The 24393-nt window shown below is 44.3% G+C and carries 23 protein-coding genes; 11 read left to right on the forward strand and 12 right to left on the reverse strand.

Annotated features, from left to right (window positions below; genetic code table 11):
• Nucleotides 1-132 precede the first annotated feature (132 nt).
• Together MHO32_RS11555 and MHO32_RS11560 are read right to left on the reverse strand one after the other, a co-directional pair.
• Entirely contained in the window at nucleotides 133-2589 is a 2457-nt protein-coding gene (locus MHO32_RS11555; RefSeq protein WP_239211981.1) for an ABC transporter permease, read from the reverse strand.
• Nucleotides 2580-3281, reverse strand: a complete 702-nt coding sequence (locus MHO32_RS11560) for an ABC transporter ATP-binding protein (protein WP_038898931.1) — start codon at nucleotides 3279-3281, stop codon at nucleotides 2580-2582. The genes MHO32_RS11555 and MHO32_RS11560 overlap by 10 nt, the downstream gene beginning before the upstream one ends.
• Between MHO32_RS11560 and tesA the strand changes: the two genes are divergently transcribed.
• The 4 genes from tesA to MHO32_RS11580 all read left to right on the forward strand — a co-directional run bounded on the left by tesA (nucleotide 3280) and on the right by MHO32_RS11580 (nucleotide 9022).
• Nucleotides 3280-3882: a multifunctional acyl-CoA thioesterase I/protease I/lysophospholipase L1 gene (gene tesA, locus MHO32_RS11565; protein ID WP_033008165.1), complete on the forward strand. Its 603-nt coding sequence runs from the start codon at nucleotides 3280-3282 to the stop codon at nucleotides 3880-3882. The two genes, MHO32_RS11560 and tesA, sit on opposite strands and share 2 nt — an antisense overlap.
• Before the next feature lie 83 nt (nucleotides 3883-3965).
• Entirely contained in the window at nucleotides 3966-5165 is a 1200-nt protein-coding gene (fabV, locus tag MHO32_RS11570; RefSeq protein WP_009700693.1) for an enoyl-ACP reductase FabV, read from the forward strand.
• Nucleotides 5166-5383: 218 nt separating this feature from the next.
• Nucleotides 5384-7294, forward strand: a complete 1911-nt coding sequence (locus MHO32_RS11575; RefSeq protein WP_239211983.1) for a bifunctional diguanylate cyclase/phosphodiesterase — start codon at nucleotides 5384-5386, stop codon at nucleotides 7292-7294.
• A 72-nt stretch (nucleotides 7295-7366) separates the two neighbouring features.
• A complete protein-coding gene (locus tag MHO32_RS11580; protein WP_005451768.1) occupies nucleotides 7367-9022 on the forward strand; it encodes an ABC-ATPase domain-containing protein in 1656 nt (551 codons plus the stop codon).
• 103 nt (nucleotides 9023-9125) lie between these two features.
• Here MHO32_RS11580 and MHO32_RS11585 read toward each other — a convergent pair whose 3' ends face one another.
• Together MHO32_RS11585 and MHO32_RS11590 are read right to left on the reverse strand one after the other, a co-directional pair.
• Nucleotides 9126-9746, reverse strand: coding sequence for a DNA-J related domain-containing protein (locus tag MHO32_RS11585; RefSeq protein WP_005451766.1), 621 nt, complete (start codon nucleotides 9744-9746; stop codon nucleotides 9126-9128).
• Between the two features lie 113 nt (nucleotides 9747-9859).
• The gene (locus MHO32_RS11590) at nucleotides 9860-10699 is read right to left on the reverse strand and encodes an isopenicillin N synthase family dioxygenase (protein WP_005451765.1); all 840 of its coding nucleotides are present in this window, start codon (nucleotides 10697-10699) and stop codon (nucleotides 9860-9862) included.
• A 222-nt stretch (nucleotides 10700-10921) separates the two neighbouring features.
• On the opposite strand from MHO32_RS11590, the gene MHO32_RS11595 reads away from it, so the two are divergent.
• Nucleotides 10922-11518 (forward strand): DUF2238 domain-containing protein, encoded by a 597-nt coding sequence (locus MHO32_RS11595; RefSeq protein WP_005451764.1) that lies wholly within the window; start codon nucleotides 10922-10924, stop codon nucleotides 11516-11518.
• Here MHO32_RS11595 and cutA read toward each other — a convergent pair.
• The 5 genes from cutA to MHO32_RS11620 all read right to left on the reverse strand — a co-directional run bounded on the left by cutA (nucleotide 11480) and on the right by MHO32_RS11620 (nucleotide 14527).
• Nucleotides 11480-11812 carry a divalent-cation tolerance protein CutA gene (cutA, locus tag MHO32_RS11600; RefSeq protein WP_017189039.1) on the reverse strand — a complete coding sequence of 111 codons (333 nt, stop codon included), beginning with the start codon at nucleotides 11810-11812 and terminating at the stop codon, nucleotides 11480-11482. The two genes, MHO32_RS11595 and cutA, sit on opposite strands and share 39 nt — an antisense overlap.
• 9 nt (nucleotides 11813-11821) lie before the next feature.
• A complete protein-coding gene (locus MHO32_RS11605) occupies nucleotides 11822-12073 on the reverse strand; it encodes a hypothetical protein (RefSeq protein WP_005451762.1) in 252 nt (83 codons plus the stop codon).
• Nucleotides 12057-13763: an SgrR family transcriptional regulator gene (locus MHO32_RS11610; protein WP_239211997.1), complete on the reverse strand. Its 1707-nt coding sequence runs from the start codon at nucleotides 13761-13763 to the stop codon at nucleotides 12057-12059. Before MHO32_RS11610 ends, MHO32_RS11605 begins: the two co-directional genes overlap by 17 nt.
• A 79-nt stretch (nucleotides 13764-13842) precedes the next feature.
• Nucleotides 13843-14076 carry a DUF3389 domain-containing protein gene (locus tag MHO32_RS11615; protein ID WP_005451760.1) on the reverse strand — a complete coding sequence of 78 codons (234 nt, stop codon included), beginning with the start codon at nucleotides 14074-14076 and terminating at the stop codon, nucleotides 13843-13845.
• 16 nt (nucleotides 14077-14092) lie between these two features.
• Nucleotides 14093-14527, reverse strand: a complete 435-nt coding sequence (locus MHO32_RS11620; RefSeq protein WP_009701824.1) for a hotdog fold thioesterase — start codon at nucleotides 14525-14527, stop codon at nucleotides 14093-14095.
• Nucleotides 14528-14754: 227 nt separating this feature from the next.
• Between MHO32_RS11620 and MHO32_RS11625 the strand changes: the two genes are divergently transcribed.
• Complete coding sequence (locus MHO32_RS11625; RefSeq protein WP_005451756.1) at nucleotides 14755-15540, forward strand: M48 family metallopeptidase; 786 nt, start codon at nucleotides 14755-14757, stop codon at nucleotides 15538-15540.
• 133 nt (nucleotides 15541-15673) lie between these two features.
• Here MHO32_RS11625 and MHO32_RS11630 read toward each other — a convergent pair whose 3' ends face one another.
• A complete protein-coding gene (locus MHO32_RS11630; RefSeq protein WP_239211999.1) occupies nucleotides 15674-16702 on the reverse strand; it encodes a site-2 protease family protein in 1029 nt (342 codons plus the stop codon).
• Between the two features lie 412 nt (nucleotides 16703-17114).
• Between MHO32_RS11630 and MHO32_RS11635 the strand changes: the two genes are divergently transcribed.
• From MHO32_RS11635 to MHO32_RS11655, 5 genes are all read left to right on the forward strand, one after another.
• A complete protein-coding gene (locus MHO32_RS11635; protein WP_005451753.1) occupies nucleotides 17115-18365 on the forward strand; it encodes an outer membrane protein transport protein in 1251 nt (416 codons plus the stop codon).
• A 22-nt stretch (nucleotides 18366-18387) separates the two neighbouring features.
• Nucleotides 18388-20832 carry a VolA/Pla-1 family phospholipase gene (locus MHO32_RS11640; RefSeq protein WP_239212001.1) on the forward strand — a complete coding sequence of 815 codons (2445 nt, stop codon included), beginning with the start codon at nucleotides 18388-18390 and terminating at the stop codon, nucleotides 20830-20832.
• 135 nt (nucleotides 20833-20967) lie between these two features.
• The gene (locus MHO32_RS11645; protein WP_005451749.1) at nucleotides 20968-21177 is read left to right on the forward strand and encodes a YgdI/YgdR family lipoprotein; all 210 of its coding nucleotides are present in this window, start codon (nucleotides 20968-20970) and stop codon (nucleotides 21175-21177) included.
• 268 nt (nucleotides 21178-21445) lie between these two features.
• Nucleotides 21446-22003, forward strand: a complete 558-nt coding sequence (locus tag MHO32_RS11650) for a PhnA domain-containing protein (RefSeq protein ID WP_005451748.1) — start codon at nucleotides 21446-21448, stop codon at nucleotides 22001-22003.
• Nucleotides 22004-22197: 194 nt separating this feature from the next.
• On the forward strand, nucleotides 22198-23103 hold the full coding sequence (locus tag MHO32_RS11655; protein ID WP_239212003.1) for a homocysteine S-methyltransferase family protein: 906 nt from the start codon (nucleotides 22198-22200) through the stop codon (nucleotides 23101-23103).
• 5 nt (nucleotides 23104-23108) lie between these two features.
• Here the strand turns inward: MHO32_RS11655 and MHO32_RS11660 are convergent, their stop codons facing one another.
• Nucleotides 23109-23807, reverse strand: coding sequence for a DUF1223 domain-containing protein (locus MHO32_RS11660; protein ID WP_005451746.1), 699 nt, complete (start codon nucleotides 23805-23807; stop codon nucleotides 23109-23111).
• A 137-nt stretch (nucleotides 23808-23944) separates the two neighbouring features.
• The gene (locus MHO32_RS11665) at nucleotides 23945-24136 is read right to left on the reverse strand and encodes a hypothetical protein (RefSeq protein WP_005451745.1); all 192 of its coding nucleotides are present in this window, start codon (nucleotides 24134-24136) and stop codon (nucleotides 23945-23947) included.
• Nucleotides 24137-24393 lie beyond the last annotated feature (257 nt).

Here is a 24393-nt window from a genome sequence, read left to right on the forward strand (position 1 = left end):
CATGGCATAAAGCCTGCGGAAACACCCCACTTTACTAACGACTCAGTTATCCCAAAAGTTATCCACCGTTTTTGTGGATAACTAAAATAAAACTGTCATGGAGTGCATCCGCGGTAGTTAAACGGAGGCTAATTAAGTGTTTACTGGCGTTAACAATCTTTTCAAAAGGCTCATTACCACTAAAGCAAGAACAACAAACGTAGCGAAAGGTAAAGCTATCCACAATTCAGGGTGGATCTGCGCATTAAGCTCAAAGCCATATTTCATCACAGCAGCGACACAGACCTCTGCTGCAAACACTGCAACGCCACTCGCCACCATTGCCATAATGCCGTATTCAGCCCATAGCGTAGTGTTGATACGCTTCTTACTTGACCCCAATGTTCGATAGAGTCGAATTTCCTGCTGGCGTTGAGACAAACTCAAACGAAGCAATGTAAATATCAGCAAAAGACCAGCCACTACACCAAGTAATGCCAATATGGTGATTGCCGATACAATTTGTTGAATAAGTGTTTGGATTTTGTCACCCATGGTTCGAATATCGAGTACGGAGACCGTCGGATGTGCACGTGACATCGACGTCAACAATGCATTGTTATCATCGTCGATACGATAACTGATCAAATAAGAGCCTGGTAAGCTTGCCATCACGTCAGACGAAAAGATGAAATAGAAGTTAGGCTTCATATCACGCCACTCAACATGACGAATGCTATCAACAGTGGCATCGAAGTTTTGGCTGTTAATAACAAACCGCAATTTGTCACCAAGTTCGATACCCAGTTCATCTGCGACCTGTGCTTCTACCGATACACTGGCTTTGTTTTTCCACTCACCAGATATGACATCGTTGTACTCAGGAAGTGTCTCCCCCCAAGTGAGGTTAAGTTCACGACTCACGGCATCTGAGCCTTGCCCCTCTGATTTAATCTCTTTAACGCTTACATCATTAATTTCTGCTAATCGACCACGAATGATTGGGAAAGCTCGTGACCGCGTCACGTTGTTTTTGTCCAATGTTTCTAGATAACTGTCTAGTTCGTAATCAGCGATATTCAAAGCAAATACGTTAGGTGCGTCCGCAGGAAGTGTTCTCGACCAATCAGCAAGAATATCGCTACGTACTAACCAAATTATCGAAAGTAACATCAGAGAAAGCGATAAAGCGCCAAACTGCAAACCACTGGTAACTGGTGTGCGATTGATTCGACTGAGTGCAAGCTTCATTGCTGGTCGAGTAGAAACTCGAGCAAATAACTTAGTGAGCGCAACGCTCGTTGCCGCAAGCACGACAAATAACATCGCAATGCCCGCAAGTACAATCCAAACCAGAGTGTTGTTTGCATAAAGGATAAGCAAAGGCACGACGGGCACTAAGATAAGCCACATGCGTTTCCAAGAGCGTTTGCCAGAACCTTGTTGAAGAACTTCTAGAGCAGGTGTTTTGATTAATCCGAGTAAGGGAATCCCAAGCGCTGGAACAGTAATAAGAACCGCTGATACAACTGAAATCAATACAGGAGTGACACCGTAACTAGGCAGTGGATTAGGCAACAAATCCCTGAGGGGAATTCGCAACAAATACTCCAAACCACTACCTAATAGCAGACCAACAATACTGGCACTAAGCAGCAAAATGGTGACTTGAATCAAAAGCCACTTTTCAATCCAGCGGCGACTCGCCCCCAAGCTTTTCAACATTGCGATGGTTTGCGTTCGGCTGTTCACGTAGCTTTGGCAAGTCAAAACCAACGTCGTTGCCGCCATGATGATAACAATAGCAACCGTCAAAGACAGGTATTGAGTTGTTCGTTCGAAGACTTCGTTACTTCGACTTGCTGTATCTTGCGTTCTCCAGCGATCACTTGGTGACAATTCAGTACTGTCTTGCAGTTGCGTTAATGTTGCATCGTCGCCTTTTAAAAACAAACGATATTGAACACGGCTCCCCAACTGGATTGCCCCTGTTTTTTCAACGTCGCTTTGATGAATATAGGCTGAAGGCATTTGTTGGAATGGGTTAAAGCTCAAACCTGGTTCCATCAAAACTGCACCTGAAACGATAAAGTCCGCATCGCCAATGGTGACAGCGTCACCCTTTTTAACATCAAGCTGCGCCATGATGCGTTCATCAAGCCATAGCTGGTTTTCTTTGACGTGGCCGGCTGAGTTATTGTCCAAGACTAATTCACCCATCAGAGGGTACTGCTCATCAACGGCACGAACAGAGATAAGCTGCATGCCAGTATCACTGAATGCCATGGTAGCGAATCGTGTCATGGTAGAGCGTGGCATCTCGTCGGTAGCAGCCAACAAAGTATTTGGTATAGGATTAGCAGACACAAAAACAGCATCTGCTGTTAACGCATCTTTACCTTGCTTAACGATCACCTGCTCCATTCTTTCTGCCAGAGCCGAGAGCGCAAAGATACTGGCAATCACGAGAATTAAGGCAACACTGATCGGCCATAAATTTCCTTGACGGATTTCACCGAAACTCCAACGTACTAAGCTTTTGTTTGGCGATTGTTTAGCCTGCTTAGGCATCTGAGTTGAGTCTTGCTCACTTGAAGAGATCACGGACATATCACCTCCTCCTGCAACTCGCCTGCTTCCATTCGATATACACGGTCACAACGACTGGCTAAATGACTGTCGTGAGTAACCAGTACTAACGTTGTGCCATGCTGTTCATTCAAATCAAACAGAAGCTCGATGACTCTTTCGGCGGTTTGATGGTCGAGGTTTCCCGTTGGTTCATCGGCAAACAGCAGTTCTGGCTGAGTCATAAATGCCCGTGCAAGAGCGACACGCTGTTGTTCTCCCCCCGACAATTGACTTGGTAAGTGGTCGAGACGCTTTTCCAGCCCAACCGCTGTCAGCAATGCTTTTGCTCTTGCATCATCTTCAGCTTCACCACGTAGAAGACAAGGTAACGTGACATTTCGTAATGCGCTCAAACTTGGAATGAGAAGAAAGCTTTGAAATACGAAACCCAACGAGTCCGCACGAATTTTTGCACGAGCTTCATCGTCTAACTTTGAAAGCTCATGCCCTAATAAGGTGATTTCGCCTGAGGTTGGTGTATCTAATCCAGCGAGCAGTGTCATCAATGTAGACTTGCCCGCGCCAGAGGTACCAACGATGGCAATCTTCTCACCCTTTCGAATGTCAACATTTACATTTTTAAGGATTGTTAAATGTTCTTGATTAGTAGAGACTTGTTTAGAAACTAAATTAGCTTGAACAATAGGTGCTTTAAGTACAGGTGTTTGCATGATTCGTATACTTTCCTTAGTTCTTTTTTTCTGTCTTTCCGCTTCTGCGCAGGCGAACGAAAAGTTGCTTGTTTTGGGTGACAGCCTAAGCGCTGGCTATCAAATGCCAATCGAAGAGAGTTGGCCTAGCTTACTTCCTGATGCGTTACTAGAACATGGTCAAGATGTAAAAGTTGTAAATGGCAGTATCTCAGGGGACACCACAGGTAATGGTCTTGCGCGTTTGCCAGCTCTCCTTGAGCAGCACACTCCTGACGTCGTCCTTATTGAACTCGGTGCCAACGATGGTCTTCGTGGATTCCCACCTAAACTTATTACGTCGAACTTATCGAAAATGATTACCATGATCAAAGATTCTGGTGCGGATGTTGTGATGATGCAAATCCGTGTGCCACCAAACTACGGTAAGCGCTATAGCGATATGTTCTACGATATTTACCCTAAGCTTGCTGAACACCAAAAAGTGGCTCTGATGCCCTTCTTCTTAGAGCACGTCATCATTAAACCTGAATGGATGATGGATGATGGTCTGCACCCAAAACCAGAAGCTCAGCCTTTTATCGCAGACTTCGTTGCGCAAGAATTGGTTAAACATCTCTAATTTTGATGGTCTAGCTCAATAAGTTTTACCAAACTTTACGTTACTCTACTCGGCATCTTATTCACCAAGGTTAGATAATAACAATGCAAATAGAACCGTTAATTCAAGGTGTTGTAGCTCGATCGGCACATCCGTATGGGTGCCGCGCTTCCATCAAAGAGCAAATTAATTACGTAAAACAAGCTCCGCAGATCCAAAATGGTCCCAAACGGGTTTTGATCATCGGTGCGTCTTCCGGCTTCGGATTGGCTGCTCGCATCGCCCTCACCTTTGGCGGCGCTGAGGCCGACACGATCGGCGTTTCATTCGAGCGTGGACCATCTGATAAGGGCGTTGGTAGTGCTGGTTGGTACAACAACATTTACTTTAAAGAAGAAGCGACTCATCACGGTCGAACAGCAGTAAACATCGTGGGCGATGCTTTTTCTGATTCTGTGCGCAACCAAGTAATCGAAGCTATCGAAACTCACTTTGAAGGTGAAGTAGATTTAGTCATTTACAGCTTGGCGACTGGTGTTCGTCCGAAGGCAGAATCTGACGAGTTTTGGCGCAGTGTCATCAAACCTATTGGTGAATCTGTCACTGGTGCATCGATTATGCTGGAAAACGATCAGTGGATAGACTCCACTCTTGCTCCTGCATCAGAAGAAGAAGCTGAAGCAACAATTAAGGTGATGGGCGGAGAAGATTGGGAAAGCTGGATCGATACGCTGATCAACTCTGAATCGGTGGCAAAAGGCTGCAAAACGATCGCCTTCTCTTACATGGGACCCGAAGTCACACACCCAATTTATCTTGATGGCACGCTAGGTCGTGCAAAAGTCGATTTACACCAAACCAGTCATGCATTGAACATAAAGATGGCAAACTTTGGTGGTGGCGCTTACGCGACCGTGTGTAAAGCGCTTGTCACAAAAGCGAGTGTGTTTATTCCTGCTCTCAGTCCTTACCTACTCGCTCTTTATCGTGTGATGAAGGAAAAAGGCACCCACGAACGTTGTATCGAGCAGATGCAACGTCTGTTCACGACGAAGTTGTACGACCAAGAAAAAGTACCTGTCGATGGTGAACGTTTGATTCGAATCGATGATCTGGAGTTAGATCCTCAAGTTCAGAAAGAAGTCAGTGAACTTCTTTCACAAATGAACGCAGATAACTTCAAACAAGTGGGTGACTATGCTGGATTCAAAGACGAATTTATGAAGCTAAATGGCTTCAACTTTGAAGGCGTCGATTACTCTCAAGATATATCGATGAAAGCACTCAAGGCGCTCAAGCCATAGGCTTGCACTTGGATTCTAGCGTCTCACTACTGAGATAGTGCCAAGTATTTCAAAGTCCTGAAAGGTTTTCAGGACTTTTTTTTGTTTCGGGTTCTGCCGCCCCTATACTTAAACTAAACGAATGGTTAAATAACTACTCAACAACAAGAATAAGCTCACATAAAAATTACAACGACTTTCATTCACAGGACGTGAACTTACGGGAAAGGATTACCTTTATGGGCACATTGCAAACCTTGGATTATGAGATCCCCGATTCAATGCGGAGAAGTTGGCAAAACATCGTCAACTTGTTAGCCCGCATTGCGGATGTTCCCACTACGCTTATCATGCGTGTGCATCCAGAGCATATCGAAGTCAATACCTCTAGCGAAACGGAAAATAACCCCTATAGAGTGGGTGACAAAGAAGCCCTTGGACATGGTCTGTATTGTGAACATGTCATTCAACACAAGCGCGAACTCCTGGTCTCGAATGCACTCAAAGACCAGGAATGGAAAGACAACCCGGATATCAAACTTGGTATGATCTCCTATTGTGGGCTGCCTTTGTACTGGCCGAACGGTGAAACCTTCGGTACCATCTGTATGCTAGATACTAAAGAGAACCAATACAGCGACACCTACCGTGAGTTATTAAGTTCTTTCAAAGAATCTATCGAGGCGCAACTTGCGGTTGTATTCCAGCAACACAAATTAGTAAGGCTAAATAGCGAACTAAAAAACAGAGTCGAAACGCGCACTACCGACCTTGCGCAACTCAGTTATTCATTGACGAAAGAGATCGACAGACGCAAAGCTGCCGAGAAACAAGTCAACTATCAGCAAACTCATGACCAAGGCACTGGTTTTCTTAACCGCGCTGCTTTAGAAGAACAACTAGACGAAGTCATTGAGTCCATCAACCATGACGAGCAATCTTTGGTCGTGATTAACATTGGATTCAGTAACGCCCGTAGCATCCAAACCAAATACGGATTCGAAGCTTTCGACGAAGTGTTGAAGGAGTTTCGCTTTCGTCTTGGTCACAGTGAATCCAGTTATTTTGTCACAGGGCGACCAAGCTCCAACGATCTTGTGCTCATTGTTTCAGGCGAAGATATCGAGCCGAAAGTCCAACATTTACTCGACGAAATTACTCATGTGAGCGTTGGCAATTTTTATATCGATGACAATGAAGTGCATCTTCATTCTTACATTGGTGTCGTCCAAGCTCACCGAAACAGCCATGCCAAGCAACTGCTGCAAAATGCTTGCTATGCAATGTTGTTGTGCAAAGAGTCTGGCGAGTCATACAATTATTTCTGCGAAAGTCATACGCAAGATCTCAACAACCACAATCAACTAGAAAGCTACCTTCTACAGGCAGTTCGTAATGATGACCTGATGTTGTACTTCCAACCTAAGGTGCTTCCCCACACACACAAATGGATAGGTGCAGAAGCGCTGTTACGTTGGCGTCATCCTGTCTTAGGTGATGTCTCAAATGAAGCGCTAATTCATATGGCAGAGCAAAACGGCTTGATCTTTGAGGTGGGTTCATTCGTTTTACGCACAGCCATAGACAAAGCCAAGCAATGGTCTGAGTTAGTGGATAACTTCAAAATTGCCGTTAATGTTTCGCCTATACAATTGCAAAACGTTAACTTTGCCGAACAGATAGAACATCTACTTGAAACCTTCCATCTACCAGCACACTTCCTTGAGCTAGAAGTGACTGAGAGCGCTTTAATCGCAGATGAAGTCGTTGCACGTAACACGTTGAATAAACTACACAAGCTTGGTGTTACACTGTCACTAGATGACTTTGGGACAGGCTATGCCTCTTTCAGTTACTTGAAGAAATACCCTTTTGACGCGATTAAAATTGATAAAAGCTTTGTTCAGCAGATGGAAAAATCCGACGATGACAGAGCCATTATTTGTTCCATTATCCATATTGCTAAAAAGCTTGATCTCCAAGTTGTCATTGAAGGTATTGAATCCAGCCAACAAGAGCAGTTTCTAATTGGTGAAGGCTGCGATATCGGACAAGGTTTTTTGTATGGTAAGCCAATGCCTTGTAATGAATTCGAACAAAGTTTGTTTAATCAAAACCTATTAGGTGGTCAATACACCTATTCTTCCTAAGCATTTCCTTTACTCTGTTGGCGGTGGTTTCTATAATCGCCGCCCGCTTCCAATAAAAAGGCCATTATCTTCATGGATCAGTTGACTGCCACGCTTAAGAAAATCGAAAAGCAGAACTACCGCGCATACCAACAAATCAAAGGTCAATACGACTTCGGTGATTTCGACTTGTACATCGACTACGTACAAGGTGACCCGTACGCATCTGCTTCTCGCCTACGTGCAACTCGCGCGTGGTCTTTGACCGGTCTCGAATGGCTAAAAGATGAATCTCCAGCATTCCAGCGTGCAGCTCGTGACTTCATTGCGCGTAGCTTTGATGAGTTTGCAAAGCAAGAGAATACCGTAGCTATCTCACTTAGCGGTCAAACCGTTTTGGACAATACGGCAGTACTTTTCACTGAAGAAGGTATTGAGCTTCGCTTCCGTGTTAACCTGCCTGCCGAAGGTCGCTCTGTTCTTGGCAAAAAAGCGAATAACATTCTGACTTTCTACTTGCCGAAGTTTATTCGTCGCGCAACATTAGAGCGCGAGCTGAACAAAGACGCATTGATTGAGCACTGTAAAGTGGTTGAAGACCAAGCGTCTCTGCGCGAGCAACTTGAAGCAAACAATCTAGTCGCTTTTGTGGCGAATGGCAGCATCCTTCCGCGTATTGCAGGTAACTGTGACTTGCCGATGAAAGACGCGGTTGAATTTAAAGCGCCAGAGTCACTTCAAGTAACTTTGCATGCGCCAAACAAAGGTTACGTAACAGGTTTGGGTATTCCAAAAGGCATCACATTGATTGTTGGTGGTGGCTTCCATGGTAAATCAACGTTGCTAAATGCGATTGAACGCTCTATTTACGATCACATTCCTGGTGATGGTCGCGAATACATCGTCACTGATGCGAACGCGATGAAGATTCGTGCAGAAGACGGTCGCTGCGTTCATCACTTGAATTTATCTAACTACATCAACCATTTACCAATGGGTAAAGATACGGCAGATTTCTCTACGCAAGACGCCTCTGGTTCAACCTCTCAAGCCGCTTGGTTGCAAGAATCTATCGAGGCCGGCGCTAGTTCACTGCTTATTGATGAAGATACGTCAGCAACTAACTTTATGATTCGTGATGAACGTATGCAGGCATTGGTTGCCAAAGGCGACGAGCCTATCACGCCTTTGGTAGATCGCATCGGACAATTGCGTGATGAGCTTGAAATCTCGACCATCATCGTTATGGGTGGCTCAGGTGACTACCTAGATGTTGCAGATACCGTTATCCAAATGCACGATTACCAAGCAGTTGATGTAACAGAAAAAGCGAAGCAAGTTATTGCACAACATCCGACTCAGCGCCACAACGAGTCAGAAGAAAGCTTGCAAACATTCCGCCCTCGTGCGTTAAACCGTGTAGCGCTAATGAACATCCTGACAGACGGCAAGTTCCGTGTGAATGCAAAAGGCAAAGATTCTCTTCGCTTCGGTAAAGAATTCGCAGATCTAAGTGCGCTTGAGCAACTTGAGTCAGCGGATGAAGTAAACACGATTGGTTGGTTGTGGTTCCAAATTGCTCAACTTCCGGGTTGGTGTAACCACCCTGCAAAAGAAATCGAAGACATGCTTACTGGTGAATGGTACGCGACCTTGCCTAAACAAGGCGACTTAGCGAAACCTCGTACATTGGACGTAATGGCAGCGCTGAACCGTATGCGTAAGTCTCAGTTCAAACCTTCTCGTTAATACCCAACGAGCAGCTAACAAAAGGCAGCGATAAACGCTGCCTTTTTAATCTTGTACGAATCATGACGCCCAACACGTGACAATGTAACTTAAAACGAATTCATTATCCGTTTCGAAGTACGTTCCAAGCATTGCATAGCACTCTAAACCTATCTGCATTACCGTTCTCTCGGTCTGGGTGCCAACGTAATGCCAGCTTACGCCATTGTCGGCGAATCTCAGTTCGGGTTGCGTCTGCATCTAGCTCAAACAAATGTAGTGCTTTACTTCGGTCTAGGTCATCAGAGACATTTCCCCCGATGTAACGTTGATATCGACTCCAGAAATCATTAAGTAGTCGGCGCACCTCGCCTTCGTCCGCTTCGTAGTTCTTCCAATCAAGGTAATACTCTCTTAGGGGATCATTGGTATCAACGCTGTGGCGAGAGGCTTCTATGGCGGACATAAGCACAATATTCATTGCTTCGACTTGCAACCAACCATCGGGATAAAGCGTTTCTTGCAATTGATAGAGCGCGTTCATTAATAAGAAATTTCGCTTGAAAAGATCTTTATCCGGAGATTCATCTAACTGTTGTATGTAGCCCTTTTGGCTGAGCTCATGAGCTAAAGTATGCACCTTCCAATTTGAAGGCTGCTTTCTGAGGATGTCTAAAATGGGCCACAATAATGGGTTTTCCATGTATTGCTGACTGTTTTGGCAAACATTGAGTTGTTCGTCCATGTATCCCCTAACCGTTTAAGTACCTGTTATATAAAGCTAGTCAATTTGTACCATAAACACAAAAAGGCTGACAGTCATAAACCATCAGCCTTTTGAAGCAAGATCTCGTTAACTTAAATAACGCCTAATTCTCTTAAACGTTCCATCAGGTAGCTGTGCGCAGTGTAACGCTCTGAAAGTACCGTATCTGGTTTCGGGTGCAAGAAAAGCGGAAGCGAAATACGCGACTTTTCTTGGCGACCACCAGTTGGGTTAATCACGCGGTGCGTTGTTGACGGGAAGTAGCCACCAGACGCCTCTTGCAGCATATCACCGATGTTAATGATCAAGTTACCGAAGTCACATGGCACATCTAACCAGTCACCTTCTTTGCTCATTACTTGCAGACCAGGTTCGTTTGCTGCTGGCAGAACCGTTAGTAAGTTAATGTCTTCGTGCGCGGCAGCACGAATTGCGCCAGGCTCTTCTTCACCCGTCATTGGTGGATAGTGAAGAACACGAAGTAGCGTTTTATCGCTGTTGTTAATCATCTCTGACAGCGCAATTGAGAATTTCTCTTGAACGTCTTTTGGTGCGTATTCTTCTACCCAACCAAGCAGTTCTTGAGCGAATGCATTAGCGCGCTCGTAGTACTCTAAAATCTCTTCTCTTAACTGTTCTGGCATCTGACCCCAAGGGTACACGTGAAAGTACTCTTTGATGTCTTTGACTGAATGACCTTTCGCAACTTCAGAAACTGATGGTGGAAAATATCCGTCTTGTGTTTCAACATTGAAGTGGAAATCGTTCTTTTGCTCTGAGCAGAAAAACTCGTACCAGTTTTTGTAAATAGATTCGACCAGCTCTTGAGGAATTGGATGGTTCTTAAGAACACCAAAACCCGTTTCGCGCAGTGAGGTGACGAACTGTTGAGCAGCATCGTCAGCAAGATAATCGACAGTTTCCAGTTTCATGACTTTACTTCTTTTTTATTAGACTGAACGGTGAATTCTATGGATGGGTATGTTGTAAATCAAACTTTAATGAAATGTTTACGCGCAAACGTTTTATTGTTGAGCAGTTTGGCAATATATCAACATAAAAAGTAATCATCTCCTTGTTAAATTTATTAATTGCACACCGTTCAATTAAGTGTAATCATAGAGTCAGTATTTAATTGAAGGATCAATTTCTGTATGAAAAGCACTTCTACCCTGTTGGGTTTGACCATTTTCTACGCCATCGTTTTTCTATATTCTGCTCTCGAGCCAAGTTCACGCGCAGTTTGGTTCGCGGAAATCGTACCAGCTATCGGTATTCTTATTGCCATTTGGGCACTGTCTATTCGCTATCAGTTTAGTAACACAGCCTATGTACTGATGTTTATTTGGTTATGCCTTCATACGATCGGCGCAAAATATACCTTCGCAGAAGTCCCATTTGATTGGTTTAATAACTTAATTGGCTCTGAGCGTAATAACTTTGACCGCGTCGCTCACTTTTCTATCGGCTTGTATGCCTATCCTATTGCTGAATATCTAATTAACAAGAAAAGGATCAGTTCCGGATTTGCATCTTGGTTTGCGTTGTTTGCGATTATGTCACTCGCAGCTGGTTACGAAATCATTGAATGGTGGTATGCGGCAATAGCTGGTGGTGATGAGGGTATTGCCTTTCTGGGTTCACAGGGTGATATATGGGATGCCCAGAAAGACATGTTGTGCGACACCATGGGAGCAATTGTGTCGTTACTTTTACTGACAACTCAGCGTCGACTGGCGAAGCCATTCTAAATACGGGTTAAAACCTTCGACAATTGGGACCTGTACGATTTGAGCGACCTCATACTCGTGCAGGTCTTTTATTTTATCTTCTACTAATGCATAGAGATCTTTGCGTGTCTTGATGATCAACAACCATTCATTGTCGCTGCAGACTTCACCTTTCCACACATAATGACTCTCTATTGCCATCGTCTGAATGCAAGCGGCTAACTGCCCTTCCAGTAGCCCTTTGATGATTTCGTCCCGGTTCTTCTCTGTACCAGAAGTACTCAAGACCATACAGTATTCGTGTTGTTCGCTCATAACTTACTCTTACTTCATCGTTACCTTACCACCAATCATCTTGTAGGCAGGCGTTCCTCTTACTAAGGTGTCTCTTGCAAACTCTTGTTCACAACCAGGGCAAATGCAAGGCGTGTTGGTAAAGTCTTCAACAATACGTTCCTTAAAACATTTAACGAGGGCACCTTTGCCGCCCTTGCGGTACTTGAACAGCTGCGCTTTACATTTGGCGCAATATATCTCGACGGTTTTAGTCGGTTGCTTCTTATTCGGTTTCGCCATCTTTCTTTATTTTTGGTTTTACCCATACGTTGCTGAAATCGAACCACCCTAGTGCATTGCATTTGGCGTTTTGTAGCGCACCACTATGGTCTTTGTTTACGCCTAGCCAACAATGGAACATAGGGATCACTTGGCAGCTCTTCACAAGTTGCCTACCTAACTCACGAGCTGGGAAATCGCTGTGTTGACCAGCACGCCATTGATCCACCAGCCCTGCCCAACCAGAGAAATCATATCCAGCACTGAATTTGTCAATGTCACTGTAATCTAACAACCATCCTGCGAGCGCATCGTTACGGTTGGTGGCGATCCCCATTGCTTTGATCCAAATATCCACTTCTTCTGGTGACGGTGGTTGCGTGTCATAACGGATGAACTCAACCTCAACACCATGTGGCTTTAGCAAGGTTTTGATCGCTTTAGCAATAACAGGAAACATTGGGTGCTTCTTTTGGTAAGCGACGCAAATAACTTTCTCTTTCTGAGGTACTTCACCCGCAACACTTGGTCTCAGATCGATCCAGCCCGGCTTTAAGCCAAAGGCTTGTAACACACCCAGCTCTATGATTTTGTCTTGGGGTACATGAGCATACACCTGGTAACTGTTTAATGTTTGACTAAGAAACTCAGCCCAACGTGGGTCTTTTGCAACACCTGTATTTTTATTCAGTAGTAAGAAAGTGCAACCGGGATCCAGCTCAACCTCGTCAGTAGAGGCTTGTTTATCCATTTGGGGTTTGGTCAAACTTGGGTAAACCATTGACGAATAGGCTTCATCGATCACCCACACCTCTACTTGGTCTAACAGAGGACGTAACCCAAAGTAGCCATCAAACGCAGTCAAAATTAAGCGCTTGTCGTCATTTACTTTAACTTGGAATGGTCCAGTCCCTACTGGCTTTCTATCGAATTCTTCCGAACGCAGCGTGCTCGGTAAGAGTACTTTTGCTTGGGATTCACTCAGAGCAAGTGGTAAGTATTTATCTGGACGAACAAGATGAATATCCACCGTCCAAGGCTCTGGCGACATTACATTTTCGATATGAGAGAAAAGATTCAACTCGCTTAACGCACTAATACTCTCAATGACACAGTCAGTGGTCAGTAGTTCACCGTTATGAAAACGAACACCTCGACGTAAATAGAAACGCCAATGAGTGTCTGAAAGCGCTTCCCAATAATGCGCCAAATCCGGTTGGAGGTGTTCATTATCATCCAGTCTAGTTAATCCACTGAATACCTGACGTGCGATATGCTGCTCAGAACGGCGCATCGGCTTTTGAGGGTTCAACATCGCAAGTGGTCGGTAGTACGGCAAACGCACAACTTGCTCACCTTGACGATGTTGGAGACCAAGATAACCTTGAATAACTTGGGTAAGCTTGGCGGCGTCATTATCTAGTGCCTCCAACGCTTGACCAATTTTACCTTCATCTAGATAACGGCGTGCGAGGTTCTCGCTAACATCACTGCGATTACGTTTAAAAATGAGTGTAGAAAGCTTTCCTCGACCAGCGGCAGGATGCCATTCAATCCACCCTTCTTCCTCTAATTTATTTAGGACGATTCGAGCGTTTCGGCGAGTACAGAAAAGTGCATCGGTAATATCTTCGAGTTGAACTTCCGTGTTATTACCAGAGAATTTTTCAAACAGTGTTTCGAATTGAACACGTAAACGAGGGCTACTCATAAAGAGGAAATTTTAGTTTTCATAACGATAAACTAAGTTTCCTCATTTTTTGCAAAAAGTGCAAACCTAGACATGCAAATTATTGAATGTCGATACCAATTTCTTGCGCTAGTTGGCGTAATTGATCTTCATCATCGAGTTTGATCGACCATTTTGTTTCTGCACCATGTGCCAAAACAACGTTTGCACCACGACCAAGTAACTGAATCGCATCGACTTGTGCTTGCATTGTAACCATGCCGCTACCATTGAGTTTAATAACGACTTCTCGCTGCGTTGCGATGATTTTACCAAGAGAAAATTCAATAACCATGTTCGTCTTCTACTCGTTAATGTGACTTTTCTTTTTGGTGTTTCACGGCGATCGTCAATCGACTGGTGCAAACTAATCGACCTCGTTCATCAGCGATGTCGATTTGCCACACCTGAGTTGAGACACCGAGATGAACGGGCTTTGCAGTGCCAATGACATAGCCGCTGCGCATTGCACGGACGTGGTTAGCATTAATATCTAATCCAACGCAATAACTGCCTTCTCCAACACAAAAGTTTGCAGCGAGCGAGCCTAAAGTCTCTGCCAAGACGACAGACGCACCACCATGAAGCATACCCAGTGGCTGATGTGTAAAACTGCAAACAGGCATGGTTGCTGATAACGAATCATCAGTAAAATCGGTGTAAACGATTTGCAGATGCTCCATCATGGTGTTTTTTGATGTGGCGTTAAGAATGTCCAAGTCGATTGGCTTTTTCCAGATACTCATTTGTTCGCTCTTATCTCATCCAGTATTGCACTGGTGCTCAGTCTTTAAAAGTGCGTCTAGCATAGACCTGAATGCATCGCTACTTCAAGGCGCAACGCATTACATAATGTGATTTATGTATTCCCAAATAACCTAGAGATACGTCGTTAAGCGAGAATGGCTTAAAGTTTCTTTACTAAGCGTTATACTATTGGTACAAAACAGAAAAAATACTTATGGACCCCATTATGAGAACATGGATTAAAGCCTCAATTCTTATGACCGTTGCTGGCTTAACAGCATGTAGCGCTTCACCGACAGGTCGAAACCAAATCTTGATGTTTTCCGACCAAGAGATGTCTTCTCTCGGTGCCAAATCTTTCGAGCAAATGAAGAAAGAAATACCGATTAGCAAAGACAAAAAGACCAACGCTTATGTTCAATGCGTAGCGAAGCAAATCACAGACACTATCCCTCCTCAGCCGGGCTTTAAAGATTGGGAAGTGGTGGTTTTTGATAGTGACCAAGTCAACGCCTTCGCCCTTCCTGGAGGGAAGATTGGTGTATACACGGGCTTATTGAAAGTGGCGAAGAACCAAGATCAGCTAGCGACCGTAATTGGTCACGAGGTTGCACACGTACTTGCTGACCACAGTAATGAGCGTCTGTCTCAAAGCCAATTAGCAAATGCTGGATTGTCTCTAGCCAATGTAGCAATTGGTGCATCTGAATATAAACAATACCAACAAATGACAATGGCAGCGCTTGGTGTTGGCGTGCAATATGGGGTAATTTTACCTTACGGTCGTACGCAAGAGTCCGAAGCAGATATCGTGGGTTTAGGGTACATGGCGAAAGCAGGTTTCGATCCAAATCAAAGCGTCGATCTTTGGAAAAATATGAGCGCGGCTGGTGGCGCCCAACCGCCAGAATTTTTCTCTACTCACCCATCACACAGCACGCGTATTCGTGATTTGCAGGCGACGATTAAAACGCTGCCTGCTTCAAACGTAAAAGCACCGAAATGTGGTTAAATTGCTTAGCCAATCTAGTGTAAGCAACCTACTACTCTCTAGCTCGCTTTCTCAAACGAGTTAAACGAGCAAATAGAAGTCAAAAAGAAAGCTCCATTGGGAGCTTTCTTTTTATTTAATTCGCATTAGCCCTTTACGTACCAAGGATTTGCAGTGGCAGGCTTAACAGGCTGTCGCCAAGACCCGCAAAATACCAAATGATAGCAATGAAGCCTCCAATGGACACTAGATACCAAGCGAAAGAGAAAAGCTGCCCATATCGAGTTAAAGGCAACAAATGACTATGGTGTCTTGTGCGCCACTCCACCACAACTTCCAACATCCCCATGATGAGCAAGAATCCCAATAACGTTAAACCGAATGCGTAGCTAATATAGATACCCAATGCTGCAGTCGCGACGCTACCGGCTAGACCAATCCATGAGTTCATGGAGAAAGTAATACTCTTCAGTACATGTCCACCGTCTAGAGGTAAAATCGGCAATAGGTTAAAGAGGTTTAGTAAGGCGTTAAATACCGCAAGGCCGGCAAAGATCATCTCTCCCGTCACCCAGTACAAAATTGTAAATACAATACTCAACACCAATCCAAAGAAAGGTCCCATGATCGAGATAACAACGTCTTGCCAGCGTGTATTGATCTTTTCATCGCTTAGCGCCAACCCGCCCAAAAAAGGAATGAGATATATCCCCTTCGTTTTCATACCGAAGTATTTCATTGCACGGATGTGCCCGTATTCGTGGAAGACCAGGCATGCAACGAGCGCAAGCGCAAACTCTATCGAGAACAACCATGAGTAGGCAGCTAAACTCGCAGACGCTAACGCAACCTTAATCACTTTCGCACTCTTAAGCGCTTTCATTCCCAGCGACACAAGACCAATGATGCTAAAGCGCTTTTCTGTTGGTGGCGGCTCAACTGGAACTTGTTGCTCAATATCCTTTTCATTGCGAGTTCCTTCAGCCACAAGAGTCTCATTAACCGTAGCTTGATATTTGAAGTCAAAAGGTTGCCAATTTAACTCACAGCTCAGTTGGCAGTTCAATACCTGCTCTCCAGAAGAAAGTTTGAATTGATGTTGCGTCTTGCCGGAATCATCATCACTAGCATCAATTTGTGATACCAGAGTGTTATCCCAAAACAGTTGTTGCCAACCCGCCATAGAACCTTCCAGCCTAAGCGATTTCCCCAAAAATTCGATGTGTAGTAATTCCAACGCGATTTCCAATGCGATAAACACAAAGTGGGAATTATGCCTGTAATGGAATAGAACGCAAAGCATGTTAACAACAGGTGTTTGGTTAGCGATTAACCATAAGATTTACAAAACAAGTCTGGTCGTACCATTTGCTATAAAAATATCACCATAATACATGACCTTATTAATTGCTGTTTGACCTATGCATCAAATTTAAAACGCAATATACGTCTAATCTTTGACAAGATAATAAACATACAATTAACATTATATTTACATTGCAGTTGTAATTCTAACCGACAGCAACTGGTGTAAAAGGCATACAACAAATACAAAGACTTCGGTCTAACATAATGACACCCTAGGAGGGTCAAGGATGAACAAGAAGCACTGCTCTCTGCTTACAATTTCAATATTGTTTGCGTGTAATGCCCAATCTGCGGGCTTTCAGGTTGCTGAACACTCGGCATCTGGTCTTGGTAGAGCATTTTCAGGTGAAGGCGCGGTTGCGGATAACGCAAGCGTTTTAGCGCGTAACCCGGCTGCGATGACACTTTTTAAAGAAGCTCAGTTTTCAGGTGCGCTATCCATCGTCGATCCTGAAGTTAACGTCTACGACACTTACCATAAAGAACATGCAAAAGACGTAGCTCCGCTGCAAATCGTTCCTGCTGGCTACTACATTAGCCCTATTAACGATCAATGGGCTTGGGGTCTTGGTATGTTCACAACCTACGGTGTTGCCACTGACTACCCGAATGATATCTCTGCCGGTGATATGGCAGGCGATACTTCTTTGCTGTCTGTAAATATCAACCCAAACATTGCTTACCGCATCAATGAACAATTCAGTGTTGGTGGTGGTATTAACCTTGTCTACGCGCAAGCGGAATTGACTCGTCATAAAGGTGCCCTAGCTCCCCTATTTGGTCCTGGTAGTAAAAAGTCTGACAACCTAATTGGTATGGAAGGCGATACGTTTGCCTGGGGCTGGAACATCGGTGCGCTATATGAGTACAACGAAAACAACCGCTTTGGTTTCGGCTATCGCTCTAAAGTGGATTTAGACTTCGACAATGGTGAGTTCAGTAGCTATGACTCTGGCATCGCAACGGCACCAAAAGTCGATGGTCGACTACAAATTTCGCTTCCTTCTATCATCGAACTATCTGCATTCCACCAACTAAACGACAAGTGGGCTATCCACTACGGTTGGCAGCAAACAGATTGGAGCACATTTAAAGAACTAAAAGCGACGAGCCCACAATGTAACGACGGCACCGCTGGTCAATGTTTCTTTAAACCTGAGAAATACGAAGACAATAACCGCTACTCTTTCGGTGGTACATATACTCTGAACAATCAATGGACATTACGCGCTGGTATCGCATTTGACGAACAAGCGGGTAAAGCGACGTTGAGTATTCCTGATAGCGACCGTTTCTGGTACAGCGCGGGCGTGACTTATGTAATGCAAGAAAACTTAAGCTTCGATGCTGGTTTTGCCTTTGTTAAGAGTAAGTCTGGCTCGTTCACTGAAACAAACGCAGCAGATCAAGAGATCACATTTGATTCAGAAGGTACGGCTTACATCAGTGCTGTACAGATGAACTACACCTTCAAATAATCAGGATTAACGGAGTAAACCAATGAAACATACGTTTAAATTATCACTGCTTTGTTCTGCAATCCTACTTGCAGGTTGTGGTGACGACACTTCTAGCTCAGGCACTTCAGATACCGCAACGTTTGAACCTGCGGTTCAGGCACTACTTGACCGTAACACGTCGGTTAGTTTCACGGTTCAAGGTTCGAATGCTGATGTACCAGCGCCTTCTTACTTGCTAATGGATACAACAGATGGCACGCTCGGTCTGCCGACTGGTGGTGATGATGCGCTAACCAACCCTCGCGCCGCCATGAACACCATGGATGGTTGGTCAACATCAATGCCAATCGTTCTGAATTTCAACGGTGCAGGCTTCGCTGATGGTTTAGTAACGTCGGGTATTAGCGTTATTAAGCTAAATCAACGCATCACCGATTGGGATGGTAAGACAAACCCAATCGAAAAAGTTTTAAAGATCCAAGATGGCGCAACTGCTGATGCAGACTTCCAAGTCGTATCAAGTGGTAAGAGTCTTTACATCCAATTCGCAGACTCATTCGATGAATCAAGCGAATACATTTTTGCAGTGACTCAAGCAGTAAAAGATGTAAATGGCGACGCAATCGGTACATCCGGTAGTTACGCGACGGCAAAATCGAAAGAAGTCGTATACGAATCTGGTGATCTTGCTTCTCTACAAGCTGCAACAACGGCGGTTGAAGGAATCTTTGGTCTTGCTACTCAATCTGGCTTACTAAACGTTGTACCTTCAGACATCATCTACTCATCATGGTTTAGCACACAGTCGGTAGGTGACACACTTGCAGCAGTGAAAGGCGTAACCGCAACCGGTTTTGCTACCGGAGCAAACACGCTCAACACGGTTTACAAGAATGACACTAACCCAGGTTCGGTCGACCTTGCGACTGCATACACGATGTCATTGGGTGCGACTCAAGACTTCATTACTGCGTTAGACGCAGATGAAGACTTCAACAAATACATCAGTGACTTAGACTCAACAAAGACCGCAATAAAAGGGCTTTACACGAATGCCGGTGTTTCAGTCAACGTAACTCAGGGTGTGGTGAGACTACCTTACTATCTAGAGAAAGGTGCTGACTGGAACATGCAGCCAATGGTTTCAGCAATGCCAAGCCTTGTGAAACTGCAAGCCGCTTTATCAAACAAAGATGAACAAGCAGGCATAATTCAGCAGTTGTCTAGTGGTGAATTTGCAAATGACCCTGTTGATGTGAGCAAGCTCGCTACTGATCCTACAGAGCAGCTAAAACTTGTTGGCGCCAATCTAAAACTATCTGACGGCACTCCACTGGATAGTGACCGAGTGATCACTCGATACTCACCAGTGCCAGCGGTTAAGTCTCTAGAAGATGTCGAGTTCCTGTTGTTCACTCCAGAAACTGGCACGCCGACCAACGTTGTGATTTATCAACATGGTATTACTTCAGCAAAAGAAAATGCTTACGCTTTTGCCTTTAACATGGTTAAAGCTGGCGTAGCGGTGATCGCTATCGACTTACCAATTCATGGCACTCGTAGCTTGGATGACCAACGTTCTGCAAATTCAAACGTGTTGGCATATTTGAACTTGTCTAACTTGGCAGTAGCGCGTGATAACCTTCGCCAAAGTGTCCTTGACGTATTAGGTCTTCGCGCAAGTCTTGTGGTTTCTGCTCAAGCGGGTCTTCTTGCGAATAGCCCACTTAAAGGGTTTAACCCAGCAACTGGCTCAAAAGTTAAGATGCTTGGTCACTCATTAGGAGGCATCGTTGGTACGTCAGCCGTTGCAGCGGCAAACAACTCTCTGGGCTCAGTATCAGCAGATGCGTTGTACAACTTCAGTAGTGCATCTATCCAAAACTCTGGTGGTCAAATCGGTAACTTACTGCTTGGCTCTTCCAACTTTGGTCCGCAAATCAAACATAACCTAGCGTACGCGGCTTCCGCAGACTATGCGAGTTATGCAGATGCGTCTTGTGCAGAACTTAGCGACAAAGTGTGTTACGAAACGTTTGAGAAAGCCGCAAGCCCTGAAGCTCTGGCTCAATTAAACGCTGGTTTCTCTAGCTTTATCTATGCTGCGCAAACAACACTTGATACCGTTGACCCGTTCACAAATGCTGCTGATCTTATGAAGACTGGTTCGTTATCAACACCATTCTTCATGACAGAAGTAGATGGTGATGCAACCGTTCCAAACAACGTACCTAATGCGCCATTTGCAGGTACCGAGCCACTTGCGAAGAAGCTAGGCTTGAAAACGGTTAACAGCTCAGACACTGCTGTGAATGCAACAGCAAGCTTCGTCCAATTTAACGCAACGGCATCACACAGCACGTTTGCCTCTCCGGCAGGTACGTTGGCAGACCTTCCTCACCACGCAGAAATGCAGGCTGAGAATGCTGATTTTGTAGTGGATGATGCACTAAGCAAAGTAAGTAATGCGACAGTACTAAAATAATCTTGTACATCCCCTCAAAGCCCAGTTTCTACTGGGCTTTTTTGTTTCTATGCCTTTCAGACCCACTCATAGTTTCCTCTGCTATAGTTAAAACGATGTCTTTGTCTAACTCACTTGTTTGAAAAGGAAAACTCTATGCGCGTATTGACCGTGATTGCCACTGCACTACTTCTTGCCGCTTGCGGCAGCAGCCAATATCTTATGTCAACGAATGAAGGGAAAATCATCACCTCGTATGGCAAACCAGATCTCAATGAAGATACTGGCATGTACGAGTATGAAGACGTGGATGGCAAAGAAATGAGTATCTCACAAGACCAAATCGTACAAATTATCGAACGTTAGATCCTTTGCCTCCTGTCAAGTCAGGGGGCATTTTCAATCAATCTCCCTACCATCGATAACATTCATCAATGCAACTGATTCATCATTCAAAACAATCAACACCCTTATTTATATTCTAGATATTATTTGTTTAGCCAATATTTTACATCTTCACTCCTTTCAGGTTGGAATATTGTAAAATCTCGCCTTTAATTCTCTAACACCCTTTTATTTCTCAGGATAAAGTGGATAATACCGCCACCAAAAAACATTACTAAGGTGAGTCCTTATGTCTATCGAAGCTACTCTGCTTGCTCGCTGCGAGTCAAAATGTGAACTGTGTTCTTCTGAAACTCAACTAACTGCTTACGCTGTGCCACCACACGGCAACGTAACGGTTGATACTGCTATCATGGTTTGTGATAAGTGTCATGGTGAGATCGAAGACCCTAAAGACATTAACCACTGGCGCTGCTTGAACGACAGCATGTGGAGTCAGGTTCCTGCAGTACAAGTAACTGCATGGCGCCAACTTACTCGCCTAAACACAGAAAGCTGGGCTCAAGATGCTCTTGACATGATGTACATGGAAGAAGAGCAAATGAACTGGGCAATGAAAGGTATGTCTGCTGACGATAAAACTGTTGACTGCAACGGCACTGAACTTAAGAAAGGTGACGATGTAACAGTAATCAAAGACCTACCAGTTAAAGGTACAAACCAAGTAATCAAACAAGGTACTGTTATTCGCGGTATCAGCCTTGGTGATGATCCTAAACTTGTTTCAGGTAAGGCAAACGGTGGTCAGTCAATGTACGTGATCGCTGAGTACTGCCGTAAGAAGTAATCCCAACATTACTTTCGAATTGAACGGGGTTCCAGTTGGAACCCCGTTTTCGTTTCTGCAGTCCTGCACCTTTTGTCTTATCTAGCTCACTACTTACTACCCACCTACACGACCTATCCTTTTCCGCTCGTCACTTTCGCTCATAGCCATTTTCATTTAAGGTTCAACAAGGAAGAATTAAGATGGACTGTAGTATGAAAAAGTTAACCATCCTTGACGGCGGTATGGGAAGAGAGCTGAAACGCATGGGAGCCCCATTCTCTCAACCACTTTGGAGCGCACAAACACTGATTGAATCGCCAGAATTCGTTTACCAAGCGCATAACAACTTTATCCACGCTGGCGCAGAGATCATCATTACCAACAGCTATGCTTGTGTACCATTCCATCTGGGACAAGAACTTTACGAACAACAAGGTAGTGAACTAGCACGCTTTGCAGCCCAAATTGCTCGTGAATGTGTAGATAAGTCACCGGAACGCGTTCTAGTAGCTGGTTGTATTCCACCAGCGTTTGGTAGTTATCGACCAGATCTGTTCGAACCCAAATTAGGTGAAATCATTTCCAAGACTTTGTTTGAAGCTCAAGAAGATTATGTAGACCTTTGGCTAGCGGAGACCATATGCAGTTTAGAGGAGCTAAAGTGTTTACAAAGAGTCTTCACAAGCAGCACCAAACCTACTGCGTATGCCTTTTCTTTAAGTGATGACTCATTGGAAACCGCGTTGTTGCGCTCTGGAGAAACCGTTATCCAAGCCATTGAGCATATTGCACAAAGTGCTGACAACACCAATACCATCAGCGTTTACTTTAACTGCTCGGTACCTGAAGTAATGGCAAAAGCGGTCAGTGATACCAAAGCAGTTTTAGACCAACACAAGCTAGATATTGAAATTGGGGTTTACGCGAACAACTTCACCGCAATCAAATCTAATCACGAAGCCAACAGCGCATTACAAGCGATGCGAGAACTCTCACCAAAAGAGTACTTAACTTTTGCACAAAAATGGCATCGGTGCGGGGCAACCATTATAGGTGGGTGCTGCGGTATTGGACCAGAACACATCAAAGCGCTTTCGGATTGGAAGGCATCCCTTTAGTTCATTTATCGAATCTCACCCGCGACAGTCTGCACACGATTAAAAGTCCCTGGCTCAGTCACCCACGCCGCAACAGCATCAATGTTGTTGATGGGCTGATTGAGCTTAAACGTCCACTCTCCACTCTTTGAGCGCCCTTGTTGTTTCTCCAATGCAACGAAATTATGTTCTAGTACTTTCCCTCGGTTTTCACCGCGCTTAACTGGTGTGGTTTCATTACTTGAGAGAAACACAATCGTTGCATCATACGAGCCTTTCTCTTCAAACCGTAAAGAGAATTGGTTGCCAGAGCGCTCTAGTGTCAATGATTGGGCTTTTACGTTGTCGTTGCTGGGTAATACGCGCTTGCGCCAATTAAAAAAGCCGCGCCATTCTTCACTATCAACTACAAATGCTGGAGTATAGACACTCCCTACCGCGCCATAAGCGCGATACAAACGTTGCAGCTGAGAGAATTCAGGCTTTGCAAATTTGTCTTTCCAACCAAGATAGTCCCAATAATCAACGTGGTATGCGACAGGAATGTACTTTTCCCACAAATCAGGGCTGGATTGAAACGTAGAAAGGTATTTGTCTGCAGGTGGGCAACTTGAACAGCCTTCTGAAGTAAATAGCTCTATCACTTGTGCGGGCTGTCCTTCATGAACCCAACTTTGTGATGCAGAAAGACTGGTAATAGCAGCAAGTGCAATCGCGTTAATCATAGGCAGCTCCTTTTCTTTGATACTGACTATGACCGTACGAGCAAGAGATAGCTTTCAATGCGGTCTTAGGTGTAGCGATTTCAGATACAAAAATGCCGGCGATTAAGCCGGCATTTCGAATTCGCTTTCCATTCAGATTAACGGTACATACCGATGTCTTTCTGAATGTGTGCAGATAGGTCTTCTGCGTAGTAGCTGCGAGGTGCAGAGTTATCTACGAAAAGAATATCCAGTAAGTGAGCAATCAATCCTTTGAAGTTAACCGCGTAGGTCTTCTTATCCATAGAGGTTGGTAAAGCTACATTTGTCATTTGCATTGCTTGTGCCATGATTGCCTCTCTTTAAAAGCAGTAAATTGTTTTGTTGGTCGTATATTAGTCATTTTTTCTCTGAGCAAAAAATGACAAAATTTGGTTATTCAGATTAGTTTTTCTTATAAAACAATTCCGTTACAAACCATAAGAATACAAAATCCAACTAACCGCATACTTATTCAACAAAGCGAATCTTTAGTTGAATAACTTGGATTTACACAGGTAAACCCAAGTTTATTTGCAACATTTAATTAACCAAATATTCTTTTAAA

Source organism: Vibrio sp. MMH1-50, from assembly GCF_022347645.1.
Taxonomy (GTDB): domain Bacteria; phylum Pseudomonadota; class Gammaproteobacteria; order Enterobacterales; family Vibrionaceae; genus Vibrio; species Vibrio harveyi.

Excerpts from the sequence above, each read along its gene's own strand:
- MHO32_RS11625 (WP_005451756.1), top strand. The coding sequence starts at position 14,755 with ATGAGAACATGGATTAAAGCCTCAATTCTTATGACCGTTGCTGGCTTA.
- MHO32_RS11555 (WP_239211981.1), bottom strand. The coding sequence starts at position 2,589 with ATGTCCGTGATCTCTTCAAGTGAGCAAGACTCAACTCAGATGCCTAAG.
- MHO32_RS11640 (WP_239212001.1), top strand. The coding sequence starts at position 18,388 with ATGAAACATACGTTTAAATTATCACTGCTTTGTTCTGCAATCCTACTT.
- MHO32_RS11615 (WP_005451760.1), bottom strand. The coding sequence starts at position 14,076 with ATGGTTATTGAATTTTCTCTTGGTAAAATCATCGCAACGCAGCGAGAA.
- fabV (WP_009700693.1), top strand. The coding sequence starts at position 3,966 with ATGCAAATAGAACCGTTAATTCAAGGTGTTGTAGCTCGATCGGCACAT.
- MHO32_RS11605 (WP_005451762.1), bottom strand. The coding sequence starts at position 12,073 with ATGGCGAAACCGAATAAGAAGCAACCGACTAAAACCGTCGAGATATAT.
- MHO32_RS11595 (WP_005451764.1), top strand. The coding sequence starts at position 10,922 with ATGAAAAGCACTTCTACCCTGTTGGGTTTGACCATTTTCTACGCCATC.
- MHO32_RS11610 (WP_239211997.1), bottom strand. The coding sequence starts at position 13,763 with ATGAGTAGCCCTCGTTTACGTGTTCAATTCGAAACACTGTTTGAAAAA.
- MHO32_RS11635 (WP_005451753.1), top strand. The coding sequence starts at position 17,115 with ATGAACAAGAAGCACTGCTCTCTGCTTACAATTTCAATATTGTTTGCG.
- MHO32_RS11585 (WP_005451766.1), bottom strand. The coding sequence starts at position 9,746 with ATGGACGAACAACTCAATGTTTGCCAAAACAGTCAGCAATACATGGAA.
- MHO32_RS11575 (WP_239211983.1), top strand. The coding sequence starts at position 5,384 with ATGGGCACATTGCAAACCTTGGATTATGAGATCCCCGATTCAATGCGG.
- MHO32_RS11630 (WP_239211999.1), bottom strand. The coding sequence starts at position 16,702 with ATGGCGGGTTGGCAACAACTGTTTTGGGATAACACTCTGGTATCACAA.
- MHO32_RS11655 (WP_239212003.1), top strand. The coding sequence starts at position 22,198 with ATGAAAAAGTTAACCATCCTTGACGGCGGTATGGGAAGAGAGCTGAAA.
- MHO32_RS11620 (WP_009701824.1), bottom strand. The coding sequence starts at position 14,527 with ATGAGTATCTGGAAAAAGCCAATCGACTTGGACATTCTTAACGCCACA.
- MHO32_RS11650 (WP_005451748.1), top strand. The coding sequence starts at position 21,446 with ATGTCTATCGAAGCTACTCTGCTTGCTCGCTGCGAGTCAAAATGTGAA.
- MHO32_RS11580 (WP_005451768.1), top strand. The coding sequence starts at position 7,367 with ATGGATCAGTTGACTGCCACGCTTAAGAAAATCGAAAAGCAGAACTAC.
- MHO32_RS11665 (WP_005451745.1), bottom strand. The coding sequence starts at position 24,136 with ATGGCACAAGCAATGCAAATGACAAATGTAGCTTTACCAACCTCTATG.
- tesA (WP_033008165.1), top strand. The coding sequence starts at position 3,280 with ATGATTCGTATACTTTCCTTAGTTCTTTTTTTCTGTCTTTCCGCTTCT.
- MHO32_RS11560 (WP_038898931.1), bottom strand. The coding sequence starts at position 3,281 with ATGCAAACACCTGTACTTAAAGCACCTATTGTTCAAGCTAATTTAGTT.
- MHO32_RS11590 (WP_005451765.1), bottom strand. The coding sequence starts at position 10,699 with ATGAAACTGGAAACTGTCGATTATCTTGCTGACGATGCTGCTCAACAG.
- cutA (WP_017189039.1), bottom strand. The coding sequence starts at position 11,812 with ATGAGCGAACAACACGAATACTGTATGGTCTTGAGTACTTCTGGTACA.
- MHO32_RS11645 (WP_005451749.1), top strand. The coding sequence starts at position 20,968 with ATGCGCGTATTGACCGTGATTGCCACTGCACTACTTCTTGCCGCTTGC.
- MHO32_RS11660 (WP_005451746.1), bottom strand. The coding sequence starts at position 23,807 with ATGATTAACGCGATTGCACTTGCTGCTATTACCAGTCTTTCTGCATCA.